The following is a 14,058-nucleotide window of genomic DNA, read 5'->3' on the forward strand; positions in this document are numbered from 1 at the left end:
CGCAGCGGATTTTCGCTCGCTTCTGGCGGCGCGATGCTGTTAGAGCAGGGGCCTTAAAAGGGAGGGCGCGGCATGACGCGGGATGATCCCAGGATGGCACCGGCATGACCCGGCAGGCAACCGATGCTGCCGCGCGCAAGCGGACGGAGCGGACGCTCGTCTTTATCGTGGTGTTTCTCGGGTTGCTCATCGTGGCCGGGATCGTCGCGGTGGTGCTTCGGATCATCTATCTCTCGTCGCAGCCTGCGGCACAACAGGCGGAAGTGCCCGCGGTTGCGGCAGGGGAGGCGGCCGATGCGGCCAGGCTTGCGTTACCGGCGGGCGCGGTCGTGAAGTCCGTTTCTCTCGCGGGCGATCGGTTGGCCATTCATTACGAAGCGGCAGGCGGGGCCGGGATCGCCGTCGTGGACGTGGCCAGCGGTGCGCTCGTCCGGCAAATCGATGTCGTGCCCGCCGGATCCGAGCCTTAAGGGACAGGATTGCGATCCTGAAGATCGCCCTTGATCGGCGCGGCTGCCTCTCTTATAGGTGGCCCTCCTTCGAGAGCAGCCCCGTTCGTCTAGTGGCCTAGGACACCAGCCTCTCACGTTGGTAACAGGGGTTCGAGTCCCCTACGGGGCGCCACAATTTAGCCACAATTTAAATAGCATTTTGATTTCTCTTGATAAAAATTTGTTTTATTTGTGGTGTGAAGAGTTTGAGCGCGTCTGCGCACGGACGATAGCTGTCTGTCACAGATGTGTGTGGCCGATCGGGAAAGACGTTACGCGACGAACGACTGGGCGAACCTATCTGAATGCTCCGCAATGGCGTCTCGCAGCGGTGAGTGCAATCCGATCCTAGGATCGCGAGGGATTGTTTTAGCGGGCGCCCGCGGCAATGTTCGGCTCATCATAGTGCGTTTTAGAAAGCACGCGCCGGAAGCGCTGGTTGGAAGCGTCAAATGCCTTCTGTGGCTGCCGCTGACCAAGTCCGCGGAATATTAGTCCCATTAGCCGTCATTCGCAGCCGCACGACCTTCGCTGCACCAGGTCCGAGTTCGACGTGTCTGCTTGGAGGTGATGAGCGGCCCTGCGCCCTTTGCCATGGACGATCGCTCGTGACCCGGAGCGGACCTCCCTCCCGAAAATCCAACATAGGCACCAACTGCAATATAGCGCGGCGCGCGGGCCCGATATTCATTCGAATCACCTATAGATTTCAGTATGAGGAGCCTCGTCACTCTCGAGCTGTCGGGTTCTGACCGAGCGGCTTGAGGATTTGAAACGATGATGCGGTTCTGTCGATTGCTGGCAATGGCCGGTACTGCGGTATGCGGCGTATCCGTCGGAGCCTTTGCGACAGAGACCGCCAAGTGGGGCGCCCACGTCGACGTCGAGGGCAAGTTCGGCACCGATCGCAATCTCGGCGAGGTCGATCTGTTCCTGCCGTTGAGGCAAAACGACCGAACACTTTTCTTCAGCAACATCCGCGCACGAGCCGATAACGAAGGCAGCCATGAAGGCAACTTTGGCCTCGGCCTGCGCCATATGCTGCCCTCGGGATGGAACGTCGGCGGTTACGCTTACTACGATCGCAGGCGCACGGACTTCGACAACATTTTCGAACAGGCAACACTGGGTGTGGAAGCGCTCGGCCGCGATTTTGATTTTCGTGTCAACGCGTACCTTCCGTTTGGCGATCGTGTTCAGCATATCAGCTCCACGCCAGGAGGAGGTTCATTCGCGAGTCTGGTCGGGACAACCATCGAGGTAACGACGCTCGGCGGCTTTACGCATGAGGAGCGCGCCTTGCGAGGCTTCGATGCCGAGATCGGCTGGCGCGTGCCGCTGTGGTCGGCGGACGCCGACAAGGCGCTCAGGCTCTACGCGGGCATATTCCATTTCGACGACAGCACAGTCGAGCCCGTGACCGGTCCGCGTCTGCGGGCGGAACTCACCATGTACGATCTACCCTCTCTGCCGGAGGCGTCGCGACTGACCCTCGGCGCGGAATACCAGGACGACGACGTACGCGGCAGTCAGGGTTTCGCGATGGCCCGCCTTCGCATCCCGCTGCAGGCGGAACAACGCACCGGGCCCTCCCTGCATTGGCAGGCGCGCCGCATGACCGACTACGTCGTACGCGACGTCGACATCGTAACCGGCACGCAGACCACTCAAGCTGCGACAATCGTTGAAGCCGCGACGCAGACCGCGGACGGCACGAGCATAAACGTCATCGATAGCGCCGCAACGACCGGTGCCGGTCTGCAAGCCGCCGTGACGAATGCGGGCGCCAACAGTGTCGTCATACTGTCGGGTACCTTCAGCACAACGACGGCCACGTCCTTGCAAGCCGGACAGACGATGATGGGCAAAGGCATTATTGCGGTCAAAACGCCTTCGGGTCACACCGCCGCCCTGGCCACGCCAGGAGCGACGATCAACGCATCGACGGCTTCCAACAGTATCGGTGCCGTCGCGATGGCCAATGGCAGCACCCTCCGGGGCATGACGATCACCCAAACCCAGAACCCCGCCAATGTAGATCCCCGCGGGGTAGACGTTGTCGGAGTGAGCGACGTAACAATCGTCGATAATATCGTCAGCGTGATCAGTACGAACGGTAACGCGTTCGGAGCTTTCATCATTGATTCCAGCAATGTCGTCGTGACGGGCAATACCATTTCGACCTCGCGGCCCGGTGCGACGGCGGTCGGCCTTTATGCAAACAATTCTTCGCTGACGGTTGCCGGAAACGATCTCAGCGCGTTCGGAAACACCACCTTTGCAGCCTATTTGGTATCCAACCCAGGAGATTTGCTCGCGATCTTACCGAACTCCGACGGAAACGTTTTTACTCAAGGAACGTGCGGCACTGTCGGCTCGGGCACCTTCACCGGGTCCTTCGGTTATACGAGCGGGGGCGTACCGGGATCTTGCCCATAGGCTTCGGCACTTCGCGCCGCGCGAACAAACGTCCGCTCCTGGCCCGAAGCGCCGATAGTCTATGGACGGCTTTGGGACCATAGCGACATCCATCCGTCGCGCCGGTCGGTCCCAATAGCGGTCCTCGCATGACTTCAGACACTCGGCGCGGACGCAGCTACACCGCCTGTCCGCAACCGAGCTGAAAGCTGACATAAACTTGGTGGCGACCGGAGCCGCAGACTTAGCTGGCCTGCGCCAGCACCATAGCGTCGGGGCCTGCGGGATACCTCAGTTGCTCAGACCAATCGTTTGCGGCACGCCAAACAACCTCTGCCACATCGCATTCGGTCGTCACCGCGCTTGGCTGCTCGAACGCTGAAAGGATCGAACTGGCGTACGAGGCATAGGCTTCAGGGATCGTCGCTTCGATCGGCATTTGCACGTTCTGGGTGAAACGCGTCGATGGCCCATAGCCCGGCTCGACCAGCTTCACCCGGATGCCGAAGCCTTTGAGCTCGTGCGCGAGCGATCCTGTGAACCCTTCGACGGCGGCCTTGCTGGCCGTATAAGCCGCAACCAGCGGCATCGGGGCCAGCGTTGCGCTCGACGTCACATTCACGATCACGCCGGACCGGCGCCCACGGAACTGCGGGAGCACCGCTTGGGTCATCGCCATCGTGCCGAAGGTGTTGGTCTCGAACAGATTGCGGACGACCGTCATCGACGTCGCCTCGAAGGCCCCGAACATGCCGATACCGGCATTGTTGACGAGCACGTCGATCGGACCGCAGGCTTCGAGAGCAGCGGCTACGCTCTCGGGCTTCGTGACGTCGAGCGCCAGCACGCGCAGCCGATCGGCTACCGGTAGGATGCCTTCGCGCGGTGTGCGCATAGTTGCGATCACGCTCCAGCCCTGAGCATGAAAGTAGCGCGCGGTCTCCAGGCCATAGCCTGAGGAGCATCCGGTAATCAGCACGGTCTTCATCGTTGTTCCTCCTTGGTTTGAACGAGGCGGACGATAGACGATGCTTTCCGGACGATCTGCAATTGATCGTCCGTATTTCGTTTGTTAGCGTCCTGAAATGGTTGACCCCCTTTCGGAAGTCATCGCGCTGCTGCGGCCGCGCACCGTCTTCTCCAAGATCATCAGCGGCGCCGGCCGCTGGGCCGTGCGCTATTCCGACTTCGGCCAGCCGAGCTTTTGCACGGTACTCGATGGGAGCTGCCGTCTGACCGTCGAAGGTCACGAACCTCTGACCCTCGAAGCGGGAGATTTCCTGCTCCTGCCAAAGACGCCCGGCTTCACGATGTCGGGCTTCGAGCCATCGTCGGCAAAGCACATCGATCCCACGGTATCATCTGCACCAACGAACGAGGTACGTCATGGCACGCCTGACGGCGACCCTGATGTGCGGTTGCTTGGCGGATCGTTCGTCTTCGACTCCAGAGATGCCGATCTCTTGGTATCGCTGCTGCCGGCGCTGGTGCACGTGCGCGGCGTGGAAAGACTCTCCACGCTCGTGCACCTCGTCCGCGATGAAGCAACTGCCGAGAGACCAGGTCGCGATCTTGTCCTGGGACGCCTCGTCGAGGTGATGCTGATCGAGGCGCTACGGACGATCCAGGGCGATATGGCACCAGCTGGGCTCCTACGCGGCCTCGGTGACGCACGCATTGCGATAGCGATAAGGGAGATGCACTCGGATCCCGCGCGGACCTGGACGGTCGAGGATCTTGCCAAGACGGCGGCCCTCTCGCGCTCGGTGTTCTTCGATCGCTTCACAAGTGCCGTCGGCGTGCCGCCGATCGAGTATCTTCTTGGTTGGCGCATGGCCATCGCCAAGGATCTTCTGCGCCAACAGGATATCAGCCTCGCCGAGGTTGCAGAGCGCGTTGGATACAGTTCTGCGAGCACATTCAGCACCGCCTTCAGCCGCCATGTGGGACAGCCCCCGGGCCGCTTCGCTCGCGAGGGTGGCAATCAAGTATGATGTCGGCAGCGTCCCATAGCTGCCGTTGGCGTCACCCTGATCGGCGAAGTGAAATCCATCGCCGACCACGTCTGCTTTCTGCGGTATCGCGTTAAATGTCTATCTTCTCAGCGATCTCGATCGCATCGTCGACCTCGATGCCAAGATATCGAACGGTGCTCTCGATTTTCGAATGCCCGAGCAAGAGCTGTAGGGCTCTAAGGTTGCCTGTTCGCCGGTAGATGAGCACTGCTTTCGTCCGTCGCAGCGAGTGCGTGCCGAACTTGGCCGGATGTGAACCGGCGCTGCTCACTGGAGACGATCGGCGTCGAAAACTGACCCCGCCTCCAATCCCTCCACTGCTTCGCTACGCTCCGCAGCTCCGCGCTTGGAGGCGAAGAAGCTCACGCTCCGACGGGGTCAACATTGCACGCCGATGAGGGATCAAACTTGGATGCCGATTGACAGCATGATAAGCCGCGTAGACGCGGTGTCCCCTCCCGGTGCAACCGGCCTGGTGCGATCGCAAAAAAGTCGATGGAGCCTCGCTCCCGTGATGGTTCCGAACAGCCAGAATCGGCGGTTCAGCGCGGGTCGCCAACAGATGTAAGCGTTTTGAGGTTTCTAACGTCAGAGGAGTTGGCCCATATGATCAAGATGGCACCCCGTTCGATTGAAAAAATGCGGTTGGAAAGTCGCGGCCCGCGTTACATCCGTCTCGGCAGCGTTGGTAGGGTGATTTACCGGCTCTCTGACGTGGAAATTTGGTTGTCAAAGCATCAAAAGCTCTGAGCTCTCTAGTGTGGGTATCAACTTAAAGTGCTGAGATTTTTCACGTTTAAAGCCGCAATATTGAGTGTAACATTCGAACTTGCGTCAGAATATTTATATGTATATATATTTCAATAGGTTGGCTGGGGCAGGTGGCGCTCTTTTGATCCCCGACGGGGCGCCACGAATATCACCTAAGCTATTGAAGAAGCTAAATTTCTTCGATCTGTGTTTTCTTGGTGCCCCGACAGGAACTGGCGATCTTGTCGAGATGAAGTGTCTTTCTGCGATCTCTTTCGGACGAGGTGAGCGGTCGCGCAGGGCCGCCAAGTCGTCGGCGGCTTCCGTCAGCGGGTTGGGTTCCGCCTTCTTTGTTTTGCGCGCTTCAAGGTGCTTTCAAGGATTGCTTGCGTCTCATTCGAGAGGCGCTCGCGCCCAGCCTCCAGTTTCTCACGCCACCGATCACCAGTATCCCACGCCGTCCGCCAGGCCGTCGCCAATTCCGCGGGGCGTGTGTTGGCCAGCGCCGCAATGAGCGTTTCAGCCTGCTGGATATCCTTGCCGGATTTCGCCTGATCCGTTCTTTCCACGGCTACAATCAATTTGTGAACCGCAAACCGCTCAGCGCGCGGAATCGTGACTGGGACGCCGCCGCCGTAGAGCAGAACCGAGCGCTCAGGCTGATGGATCAGGTAGTCGAGATGGCGCAAAGGTTGGGCGCCGCTACCGGCCAGAGCCTTCATCCTTGCGGGTTTGTCCTGATGCTCGTCCGATCCTCTGTTCGGAGTGAGAAGGTCGACGGCATAGTCCATTTGATTGCGGTACCGCGTGCATGCGAAGGGATCTTTGATGTTGGGAACTTGCCGAAACGTGGCGTCGATACTATGCAGCACGGCGAGGGGGGCTGGCATGCTCTCGCCAATGTTCTCGGAGATGCCCCAGAACTGCGCAAAGTCCGCGTCTTGGGTCATGAGTGGCGGACCGTCGAGGCGAATGCCGAGAGGCCCGGCATACGCCTGGTAGGCCAACGTGCCGCCCAGCACGCTGCGTAGACGGAAGAAGCCTGCCTTCCACATGGCTTCGACGATCGAACCCGACAGGTGATCGGGGGTCGGCAGGCCGGCAGCTGCTACGGCACGAACCAGGGTTTGCCGACGCTTGAAACTCGACTTGATGCTCGCAAAGCGATTGACACGATCCGTGATGCTCTTGTCGGTGACAGGCCCGACGTATTTGTTGCGCGTCTTATCGCCGTCACGCCATTGATAGTGCCAATAAAAACGTTCCTTGGACTTCTTGCGGACGAAGGTTCCGTTCTCGCGAAATTCAGCATCGAATTCGGCATCCAGGCACCGCTGGAGAAGTTCGGCGAACATGGTTTGCGTTGCCAGGTCGATCTGTTGCATTGGTATTTTGCCTCCGGTTGACCAACGAAATGCAAATGTTGGTCAACAGGTTGCGCCCGCTCGGTCCTGAGTGATCGGCGCATCTGCAACCTCAGCGAATGTCGGCACCTCTTTGGGCTGGTCTTGGCGAGTTCCGCTTTTGGATTCTCGGCCGGTGCCAAGCGGTTCGCGTCGAACGCGCTCAGAGGCCGATAGCGATGGCCGCAAGCGCGGCATTTGACCCGACCGTCGCCGAGCCGATAGGCCCACGTGTAGCGGTACTCAGGACAACGCCTTTTCCTGACTCCAGCCTACGAAAGCTGGCCCGGTTTGGTTAGGCATTACCGTTTATTTGCGCAGCGAAGGGCGCCAACTGACCTGCCGTCGGATGATGCTTGCGCGTCACGGATGCTGCGGTCAGCGCGGTGCCGCGCTCTCGTTGGAGGCCGCCCCAAAGATCGCCGCGTCGCACCAGTGCCGGACCGCGTCCTCGTCCAGGGGCAGAAGTGCCGGCGTGCTGCCAACGAATTGCGTCCAGGCGTCGAGATGTGCGGGCTTGACGGCTGCCAGCACCGGGATGCCGAGAACGACGGCTTGTTCTATCAAGGGGCGGAAGCCGTGGCCTTCCGCTTCGCGCTTGCTGAACTTGTTGACGATGACGAGCGCCGTTTCAGGTGCGAGGGATGCGGACGACAGGCCGACGATGTCTTCGAGGGCGCCGGCGTCGAGGCGGCATCCGCTGGCCATGGGGCCGCGATTTTCCGACGCTTGCACGACACGGCCGGATGCGAGGTCTTCGAGGAGGATGTCGCAGCGGCTTTGGCCAGGTTGAGAGACGTTGCTTTGAACCGCGCCCGCGAGTTTCAGTCCACGCTCGCGAAGGCGCCACGCAAGCTCGGCAAGCAGTGCGTCTGCCGCCGGTCCTTCGTCGGCTGCGTAGAGGATTGCCGCGACGCGCATGGTTGGCCTCGTAGAGGAAAGAGTGAGCCTGCGCGCGAACCTAGCACAACGGAGGTCGACTCGGGTCCCGCTTTTGCTTTTCGTTTACCACTGTTTACGGGTTGGTAAGAGCCCTCGACCTATTGCTTAGAGTGGCCTTACGTGCGCAGCGCGTGGGCGGCCGTGCACCGTTGCAAGCCTTGGTGTGCGGGTCAGTTTTTGAGCCGCATGACGGCGCCGATCCTGTTCCTGCCATACTCCTGTAGGAGGTAGGGGCTCGGGCGTCGAATGTTCTAGCGTCAGGGTCGATCGCTTGCTCAGGCCGTTCCTCATTCTCAGTGTCGTTTCGGGAGCGACGGCCGCGTTCGCGGGGCCCGTGCCTCTTTCCGGCGATGACCTGAAAAGATCGTTCAACGGTGCGCTCGTCGAGATGGATACGCCGCTCGGGACGACGATCCCCGTGCGTTTCGGCACGGACGGGCTCGTGTCCGGCGAAGCGGGCGAACTCGCGCCGCTGCTTGGATCCGCGCGCGATCGCGGCCGCTGGTGGATCGACGGCGACAGGATCTGCTCCAAGTGGTTCCGCTGGTTCGACGCGGAGCCTCAGTGTCTCAGTGTGCAGCAGGACGGCGCACGGCTGTTCTGGCAGCAGGACAACGGAAAAAAGGGGACGGCGACCCTTGTGGAGGGACCGCCCGCGGAAAAGGCCGCACCCCAAGCGACCGTCGTTGCGAGCGCCGACAGCGTACCTCATCCGACATCGCCATCTGCGAAAGCAAAATCACAAACAAAGGGGGATGCAGCGCGCGCCCGCGCGCCTGCCCCGCGCACGCAGTCTGCGGCCGATCCCCTGCCGTTGCCGGTGCGTGCGCCTCAGCGGGTGACGGAGCCGCGGGGTGTTGCCGGGGTCGATCTCGCGCCCGAAGGCGAGGCTCACCGCATGCCTCAAGACAGGGCGGCAGTCGTTCAGACAGCCACCGCACCCGAAGCGATGCCGGATGTGCCGATGATGCGGTTTGGCGGGGCTGGATTGCTTGCGGCATCTGCTCGGATCGCGGGCGAAGAAGCGTCCCAACCCGCACGCGTTCCGGTGACGCCGGTCGAGGCGGAAAAGCAGAAGCCCGCCGCGGAAATCCGCGTTGCGGCGCGTGCTGCGCCCGAACCGACGGCAAAACCTGTCGTGGCGTCGCAGCCTGCACGCGCCGAAACGGGATCGCTGAAGCAGCCTGCTGCAAAAATTACGCGGGCGGGGCGCGAGCCGTGGACATCGGCTCCGTCCATTCATGCACCAGGTCATTATCGTGTGCGCGGCGTTGCGCGCAGCGATGTGCTCAACGTGCGCAGAGGCCCTTCCGACGGGCATCCGGCGGTTGCATCCATTCCGCCGAACGGGCGCCGGATCGAGATCACGGGCGCCTGCCAGGGCGAGTGGTGTCCGGTCCGCTATCGCCGCGCGACGGGCTGGGTGCACGGCTTCTATCTTTCCGAAGAGGCGCCGGGCAGAGGTTCGGCAAGCCGGGTCTATCTCGCGCAGCCGTAAGCGCGCATTTCCTTCAAGACGCTTTTTGCGTTTCGGCGCCCCCCGCCTGCGCGCCGGCCTGGCGGCGTTGACCGTTCAGCTTGCGTCCGAACACGAGAATGGCCGCCAGCGGCGCCACAAGTCCGATGGTCATGACGAGGCCGAGCAGCAGCGGCAGGTTCTCGTAAGAGCCCCGATCCACGATCAGCATCTGGTTTACGTACTTCGTCTGCAAGGCGCTGGCGACAAGCGCGAGGTTCATGAGCGAGCTCATGAGCGCGAACCAGGTGGCGCGGCGCGTGGGCGGCGCGTAAATCGCAATGAGCGTCAGCAGCGGGATCATCGAGAGCTGCATGAAAGGCGAGGAGGCGGCGGTGTCGATGATCGCGATGGTGCGCGCGCCGAAGCCGAGCGTCGCTTCCGTCCATTCGCTGATGCCGAGCGTGAGGGCGAGGCTCGGGAGCGAGAGCACGGTACCGACGATGGTGAGCCAGAATAGAACGACCGGGACCGGACGCCTGGTGATGGCGTCGGAGAAGAGCCAGGTTCCGGCGAGGGCCAGTACCGCGCCGATCTGGTTCAGCGTTCCCTGGAAGGCTTCGTCGAAGCCCAGAACATCGATGGTGAACCAGGTGTAGCCCTGGCCGACGAGCGGCGTGGCGCGGAAGACGAAGATGATAATGGCGGCATAGAGGATCGTTTCCTGCGTGCGAGCGTCGAGATCGCGCACGATGCGCCACAGCATCGCGCAGACGACCGCCATCGAGAAAACGAAGACGATCTCCTGGCCGAACGGCAGCCCGGTCGTTGCGACGGCCACGACGGCGGCGCCGAATGCGATGCCGCCCCCCAGGATGCGCCAATCGACGGGGCGCGTCTCCGTCGGCGTGATGTCGATCAGCAGCGCGCCGGAGACGGAGATCAGCGGGATGACGAGGCCGAGCAGGAAGACGGTTTCATACGAGAATGCGCTGGCGAGAAGACCGGAAATGCCGGCGACGGCCACCATGCCGAACGAGAGCGCGAGACGGCCCAGGACCTGGACCATGCCGAGGTCGCGGTTGATGTCGTTGGGATCGCGCGGGGTGCCGTCGGGGTTTTCGCGGTCGACGACTTCCGTGCTCATGGCGTCGGCGGCCACATCCTGCAGCACGACGCCGACGACGGAAAGAAACGAGCCCAGGCGATAGAGGTTCTGCGGTTCCGCGAAGACAAGCCATCCGCCCGCGGCGCCCGCCAGCGTGATCAGTCCGGCCGCGACGAGAGTGCCGCCGATCAGGACGTAGACTTTGCGCTGGGACCCCATGATCGGCACGGCATCGACCAACTCGCCGAACACCATCTTGATGGTCCAGGGCAGCGTGAGCCACACGGAGAGCGCCGCAAGCTCGGCCGGCGTCATGGTGAGGGCGGATTTGATCCAGAACGTTTCCGCGATGGTGACGATGCCGAGGGCGCCGTACGCGAAATAGACCATCAGCAACGGAAGGTAGCGTAGGCGGAATGCGCGGATCGGGTTCAGAAGCGCCGTTTGAAGGGTTTGCCGAAGCCTGGTGTCCGCAGGCTGGGTCGTGTCGGTCATGGGGATGTCTCTGTCGCCGTACTTCGAGGATATAGCCGAGACGGCGGGGCTGCGATCCAGGACATTCTGCCCAAGAGCAGCATTTTCATTGCTTGACTTTCTTGGTGCGGCTGGGGCGCGCGCGAACGTCTGGAACCTGACGCGAGGCTGCCGGTTCTAGCGGGATGGACAAAATGGTCAGATATCTCACTCCGCAGCTCAAGCGCACCTACGACCGGGTCGTGCGCACGCTTATGCCCTGGCGCATGATCGATGCGCTCGAAAATCTCGACGAGGCGGGGCGCCGGCGGTCCGGCGAGGAGGACGTCTCTCGTTCCCACGATCAAAACGGGCGGACTGACGAAGATCAGGGACCACCTTCGACACGCGCGTGAGGTTTTTTGTCCTGCCGGGCCGGCAATCGAGGGGCGTTTGCCGACATCACGCGCATGACTGTCAGGCATCTGATAAAAAAGTGACGGCGCTCGCTCAATGATGCCACATTTGATTGGTCCTTCTTCCCTCCGATCATGTTCAGGGGACACTTGGGGGACCACGATGCGTTTCGTGCTCGTTGCGTTTGCATGTTTGCTTGCTGCGCCTATCGTGGAGGCCGCTCAGCCGAGCCGCAATGAAAGAGCGCTGATGAAGCTCAGCCCGGAAGAGCGCGCGCAGCAGGCGTGCGTCGCTCGCGGTATCGACGCCATCCGGCGCGACAAGCGGTTGAAGGGTGTGGATCGCGTCATGCCGGACACGTTCGGACGTGCGCAGTTCGATGGAACGGCGGTGTCGGCGAAGGGGGCGGCCGTGCGCGCAGGCAAGGGATGGTATGCGCTGAGCTTCGATTGCAAGCTCGCTGACGACCAGCTCAAGGTGACGGCTTTCACCTATCAGCTAGGCGACGAAATTCCGCCGGAACGCTGGGAAGACGTCGGTCTCTGGTAGACCCGATTTAGCTGCGGGATTTGCGCGGGGCCTTGGCCAAAAGGTCCCGCAACATCCTCACTAGGCGCGTGGCCGGGCCGCGGCTGCCGCATTGGATGCTGATGCGCGCGCCTTCGAACAACAAAAACACTTCGTCGGCGAGACGTTCCGGCTCGCGGTATCGCGCCGCGCGGAACAGCTTGACCAGGTGATCGCGCTTTCGGTGCTTGTAGTCTTCGATCACAGACCGCGCGGGATGCCCCGGCTGAAGCTCCACGGCCGCATTGGCAAGGGCGCACCCGCGTTCGGCATTGCTGGTGACAATGTCTTCGACGTGATCGATCCAGGCGGCGAGGCGCTTGTCTGGATTGCCGGGATGCTCGGCGGCGAGATTGACCCAGACCGCGTCTCCCGCTGCGGCAAGCTGCCGCGCATATTCGACCACAAGATCGTCCTTCGACTTAAAATGCCGATAGAGCGTCATCTTGTTGGTGCGGGCGGCTTCGGCGATCAATTCGACGCCGACGGCGTGAATTCCGTTCCGGTAAAACAGATCGCAGGCAACGGCGAGGATCCGCTCGCGAGGAGGCGGCACAAGGGCATCCGATGCCTCGGGATTTCGCCCGTCGCGAAGGATCGTTTTGTTCATTGCCCCTTGACTGTGATGTTACCGATCGGTACCAAAACTAATGTTACCGATCGGTACCGCCTAACACACTTCGACCTGCGTTGTCATCGGATCATTACGCGGACTACGAAATCCAGGTCGCTGATTTCTGTCAAATGCCGAGATCCGCGGGATGGGCCGGTGCGTACACCGCTCGGCAGGGGATGAACAGGATCACGAATTATGTCACGCGCTGGAGGGCCTATGTCGCCTCGTCGCTCCTCAATCGCTTTTGTCGCGCTTATTGCTGTCGCGACGTCGCTCGGTGCGTGCCGTGAGCAGGAGCCGGGCGCAAACGCCGGCGCTGCGCCGCCCGCGCCCACAGTGACGGTCGCCAAGCCGGTGACGAAGCTCGTTGCCGATCATGACGAATATGTGGGCCGCTTCGTGGCTCTCGATTTCGTCGAAGTGCGTGCGCGCGTGTCGGGCTATCTGTCGAAGATCCATTTTACCGACGGCCAGCTCGTGGAGGCAGGCGCTTCGCTCTTTACGGTGGATCCGAGGCCGTTCGAGGCCGCGCTTGAGCAGGCGAAGGCTTCGGTCGTTACGGCGGAAGCCAATCTCGCGTTTGCCGAAAGCGACCTCTCGCGCGCGGAAAGTCTCGTCAGCGGTACGTCGATCACGCAGCAGACCATCGACCAGCGCGTGCAGGCCAAGCGCGTCGCGGAGGCATCCGTGACTGCGCAGAAAGCTGCGCTCGCGCAGGCGGAGCTCGATCTTGAGTTTACGGAGCTCCGGGCGCCGATTTCGGGCCGCATCGGCGACAGGCGCGTATCGCTCGGCAACCTTGTGACGGGTGGCACGGGCGGCAACACGACGTTGCTTGCCACGGTGGCGTCCGTCGATCCGATCCGTTTCGAGTTCACGATGGATGAGGCGTCGTATCTGCGCTATCTGCGCGCTGTGCAGGCCGAGAATTCCAGCGCGGCGAACCGCGGCATGACGTTGCCGGCGCGGCTCAAGCTGATCGACGACAACGATTTCGTTCACGAGGGCAGCATCGACTTCGTGGACAACACGATCGATCGGTCGTCCGGCACCATTCGCGGACGGGCCGAGTTCAACAATGCAGACGGCAGGCTGACGCCCGGCATGTTCGGGCGTATCCGCGTCGCAACCTCGAAGCCGGCCGAAGCGCTGCTCGTTCCGGACGGTGCTATCGGTACCGAGCAGGTGCGGAAATTCGTCTACGTGGTTTCGGCGGATAATGTCGTCAATCCGAAATACGTAACGCTTGGGCCCGTCGTCGACGGCTTGCGCGTGATCACATCCGGTCTCGAAGCGGGCGATGACGTGGTCGTCAACGGTCTGATGCGGATACGTCCCGGCGTGACGGTCACGCCGGAGCAGGCTCAGACCGCAAACGGAGCGGCCGGCGAGACTGTCGTCGGCACGAACTGACCCGAACCG

12 protein-coding genes, 1 tRNA gene and 1 pseudogene are annotated in these 14,058 nt (G+C 61.9%); 8 read left to right on the plus strand and 6 right to left on the minus strand.

What is annotated here, in order from left to right; all coding sequences use genetic code 11:
* Nucleotides 1–104: 104 nt before the first annotated feature.
* The 3 genes from W911_RS07490 to W911_RS07500 all read left to right on the plus strand — a co-directional run bounded on the left by W911_RS07490 (nt 105) and on the right by W911_RS07500 (nt 2,930).
* Nucleotides 105–470, plus strand: a complete 366-nt coding sequence (locus W911_RS07490) for a hypothetical protein (protein WP_023786935.1) — start codon at nt 105–107, stop codon at nt 468–470.
* Between the two features lie 78 nt (nt 471–548).
* A tRNA-Glu gene (locus tag W911_RS07495) sits at nt 549–624 on the plus strand.
* A gap of 644 nt (nt 625–1,268) precedes the next feature.
* Complete coding sequence (locus tag W911_RS07500) at nt 1,269–2,930, plus strand: inverse autotransporter beta domain-containing protein (protein ID WP_081717672.1); 1,662 nt, start codon at nt 1,269–1,271, stop codon at nt 2,928–2,930.
* 223 nt (nt 2,931–3,153) lie between these two features.
* Here W911_RS07500 and W911_RS07505 read toward each other — a convergent pair whose 3' ends face one another.
* Nucleotides 3,154–3,897, minus strand: a complete 744-nt coding sequence (locus W911_RS07505; protein ID WP_023786937.1) for an SDR family oxidoreductase — start codon at nt 3,895–3,897, stop codon at nt 3,154–3,156.
* Nucleotides 3,898–3,994: 97 nt separating this feature from the next.
* Here W911_RS07505 and W911_RS07510 point away from each other — a divergent pair, with 97 nt between their 5' ends.
* Nucleotides 3,995–4,903: an AraC family transcriptional regulator gene (locus tag W911_RS07510; RefSeq protein ID WP_023786938.1), complete on the plus strand. Its 909-nt coding sequence runs from the start codon at nt 3,995–3,997 to the stop codon at nt 4,901–4,903.
* Between the two features lie 91 nt (nt 4,904–4,994).
* On the opposite strand, the pseudogene W911_RS07515 reads toward W911_RS07510, so the two are convergent.
* The 3 genes and pseudogenes from W911_RS07515 to W911_RS07525 form a co-directional block, all read right to left on the minus strand.
* Nucleotides 4,995–5,174, minus strand: a pseudogene (locus W911_RS07515) (tyrosine-type recombinase/integrase); the annotation flags it as partial.
* An 826-nt stretch (nt 5,175–6,000) separates the two neighbouring features.
* Nucleotides 6,001–7,059: a nucleotidyltransferase family protein gene (locus W911_RS07520; protein ID WP_023786940.1), complete on the minus strand. Its 1,059-nt coding sequence runs from the start codon at nt 7,057–7,059 to the stop codon at nt 6,001–6,003.
* 396 nt (nt 7,060–7,455) lie between these two features.
* On the minus strand, nt 7,456–7,998 hold the full coding sequence (locus tag W911_RS07525; RefSeq protein ID WP_023786941.1) for a DUF2478 domain-containing protein: 543 nt from the start codon (nt 7,996–7,998) through the stop codon (nt 7,456–7,458).
* 292 nt (nt 7,999–8,290) lie between these two features.
* Between W911_RS07525 and W911_RS17295 the strand changes: the two genes are divergently transcribed.
* Nucleotides 8,291–9,517 carry an SH3 domain-containing protein gene (locus W911_RS17295; protein ID WP_051388528.1) on the plus strand — a complete coding sequence of 409 codons (1,227 nt, stop codon included), beginning with the start codon at nt 8,291–8,293 and terminating at the stop codon, nt 9,515–9,517.
* 13 nt (nt 9,518–9,530) lie between these two features.
* Here W911_RS17295 and W911_RS07535 read toward each other — a convergent pair whose 3' ends face one another.
* Complete coding sequence (locus W911_RS07535; protein ID WP_023786942.1) at nt 9,531–11,078, minus strand: MFS transporter; 1,548 nt, start codon at nt 11,076–11,078, stop codon at nt 9,531–9,533.
* Between the two features lie 173 nt (nt 11,079–11,251).
* On the opposite strand from W911_RS07535, the gene W911_RS07540 reads away from it, so the two are divergent.
* Together W911_RS07540 and W911_RS07545 are read left to right on the plus strand one after the other, a co-directional pair.
* Nucleotides 11,252–11,452, plus strand: a complete 201-nt coding sequence (locus W911_RS07540) for a hypothetical protein (protein WP_144083557.1) — start codon at nt 11,252–11,254, stop codon at nt 11,450–11,452.
* A gap of 163 nt (nt 11,453–11,615) precedes the next feature.
* Complete coding sequence (locus W911_RS07545; RefSeq protein ID WP_023786944.1) at nt 11,616–12,002, plus strand: DUF930 domain-containing protein; 387 nt, start codon at nt 11,616–11,618, stop codon at nt 12,000–12,002.
* Nucleotides 12,003–12,009: 7 nt separating this feature from the next.
* Here W911_RS07545 and W911_RS07550 read toward each other — a convergent pair whose 3' ends face one another.
* Entirely contained in the window at nt 12,010–12,630 is a 621-nt protein-coding gene (locus tag W911_RS07550) for a TetR/AcrR family transcriptional regulator (RefSeq protein ID WP_051388529.1), read from the minus strand.
* Between the two features lie 222 nt (nt 12,631–12,852).
* On the opposite strand from W911_RS07550, the gene W911_RS07555 reads away from it, so the two are divergent.
* Nucleotides 12,853–14,049, plus strand: coding sequence for an efflux RND transporter periplasmic adaptor subunit (locus W911_RS07555; RefSeq protein ID WP_023786945.1), 1,197 nt, complete (start codon nt 12,853–12,855; stop codon nt 14,047–14,049).
* The last annotated feature ends 9 nt before the right edge of the window (nt 14,050–14,058 follow it).

Origin of the sequence: Hyphomicrobium nitrativorans NL23 (genome assembly GCF_000503895.1) — a bacterium.
In the GTDB taxonomy this organism is placed as follows: Bacteria; Pseudomonadota; Alphaproteobacteria; order Rhizobiales; family Hyphomicrobiaceae; genus Hyphomicrobium_C; species Hyphomicrobium_C nitrativorans.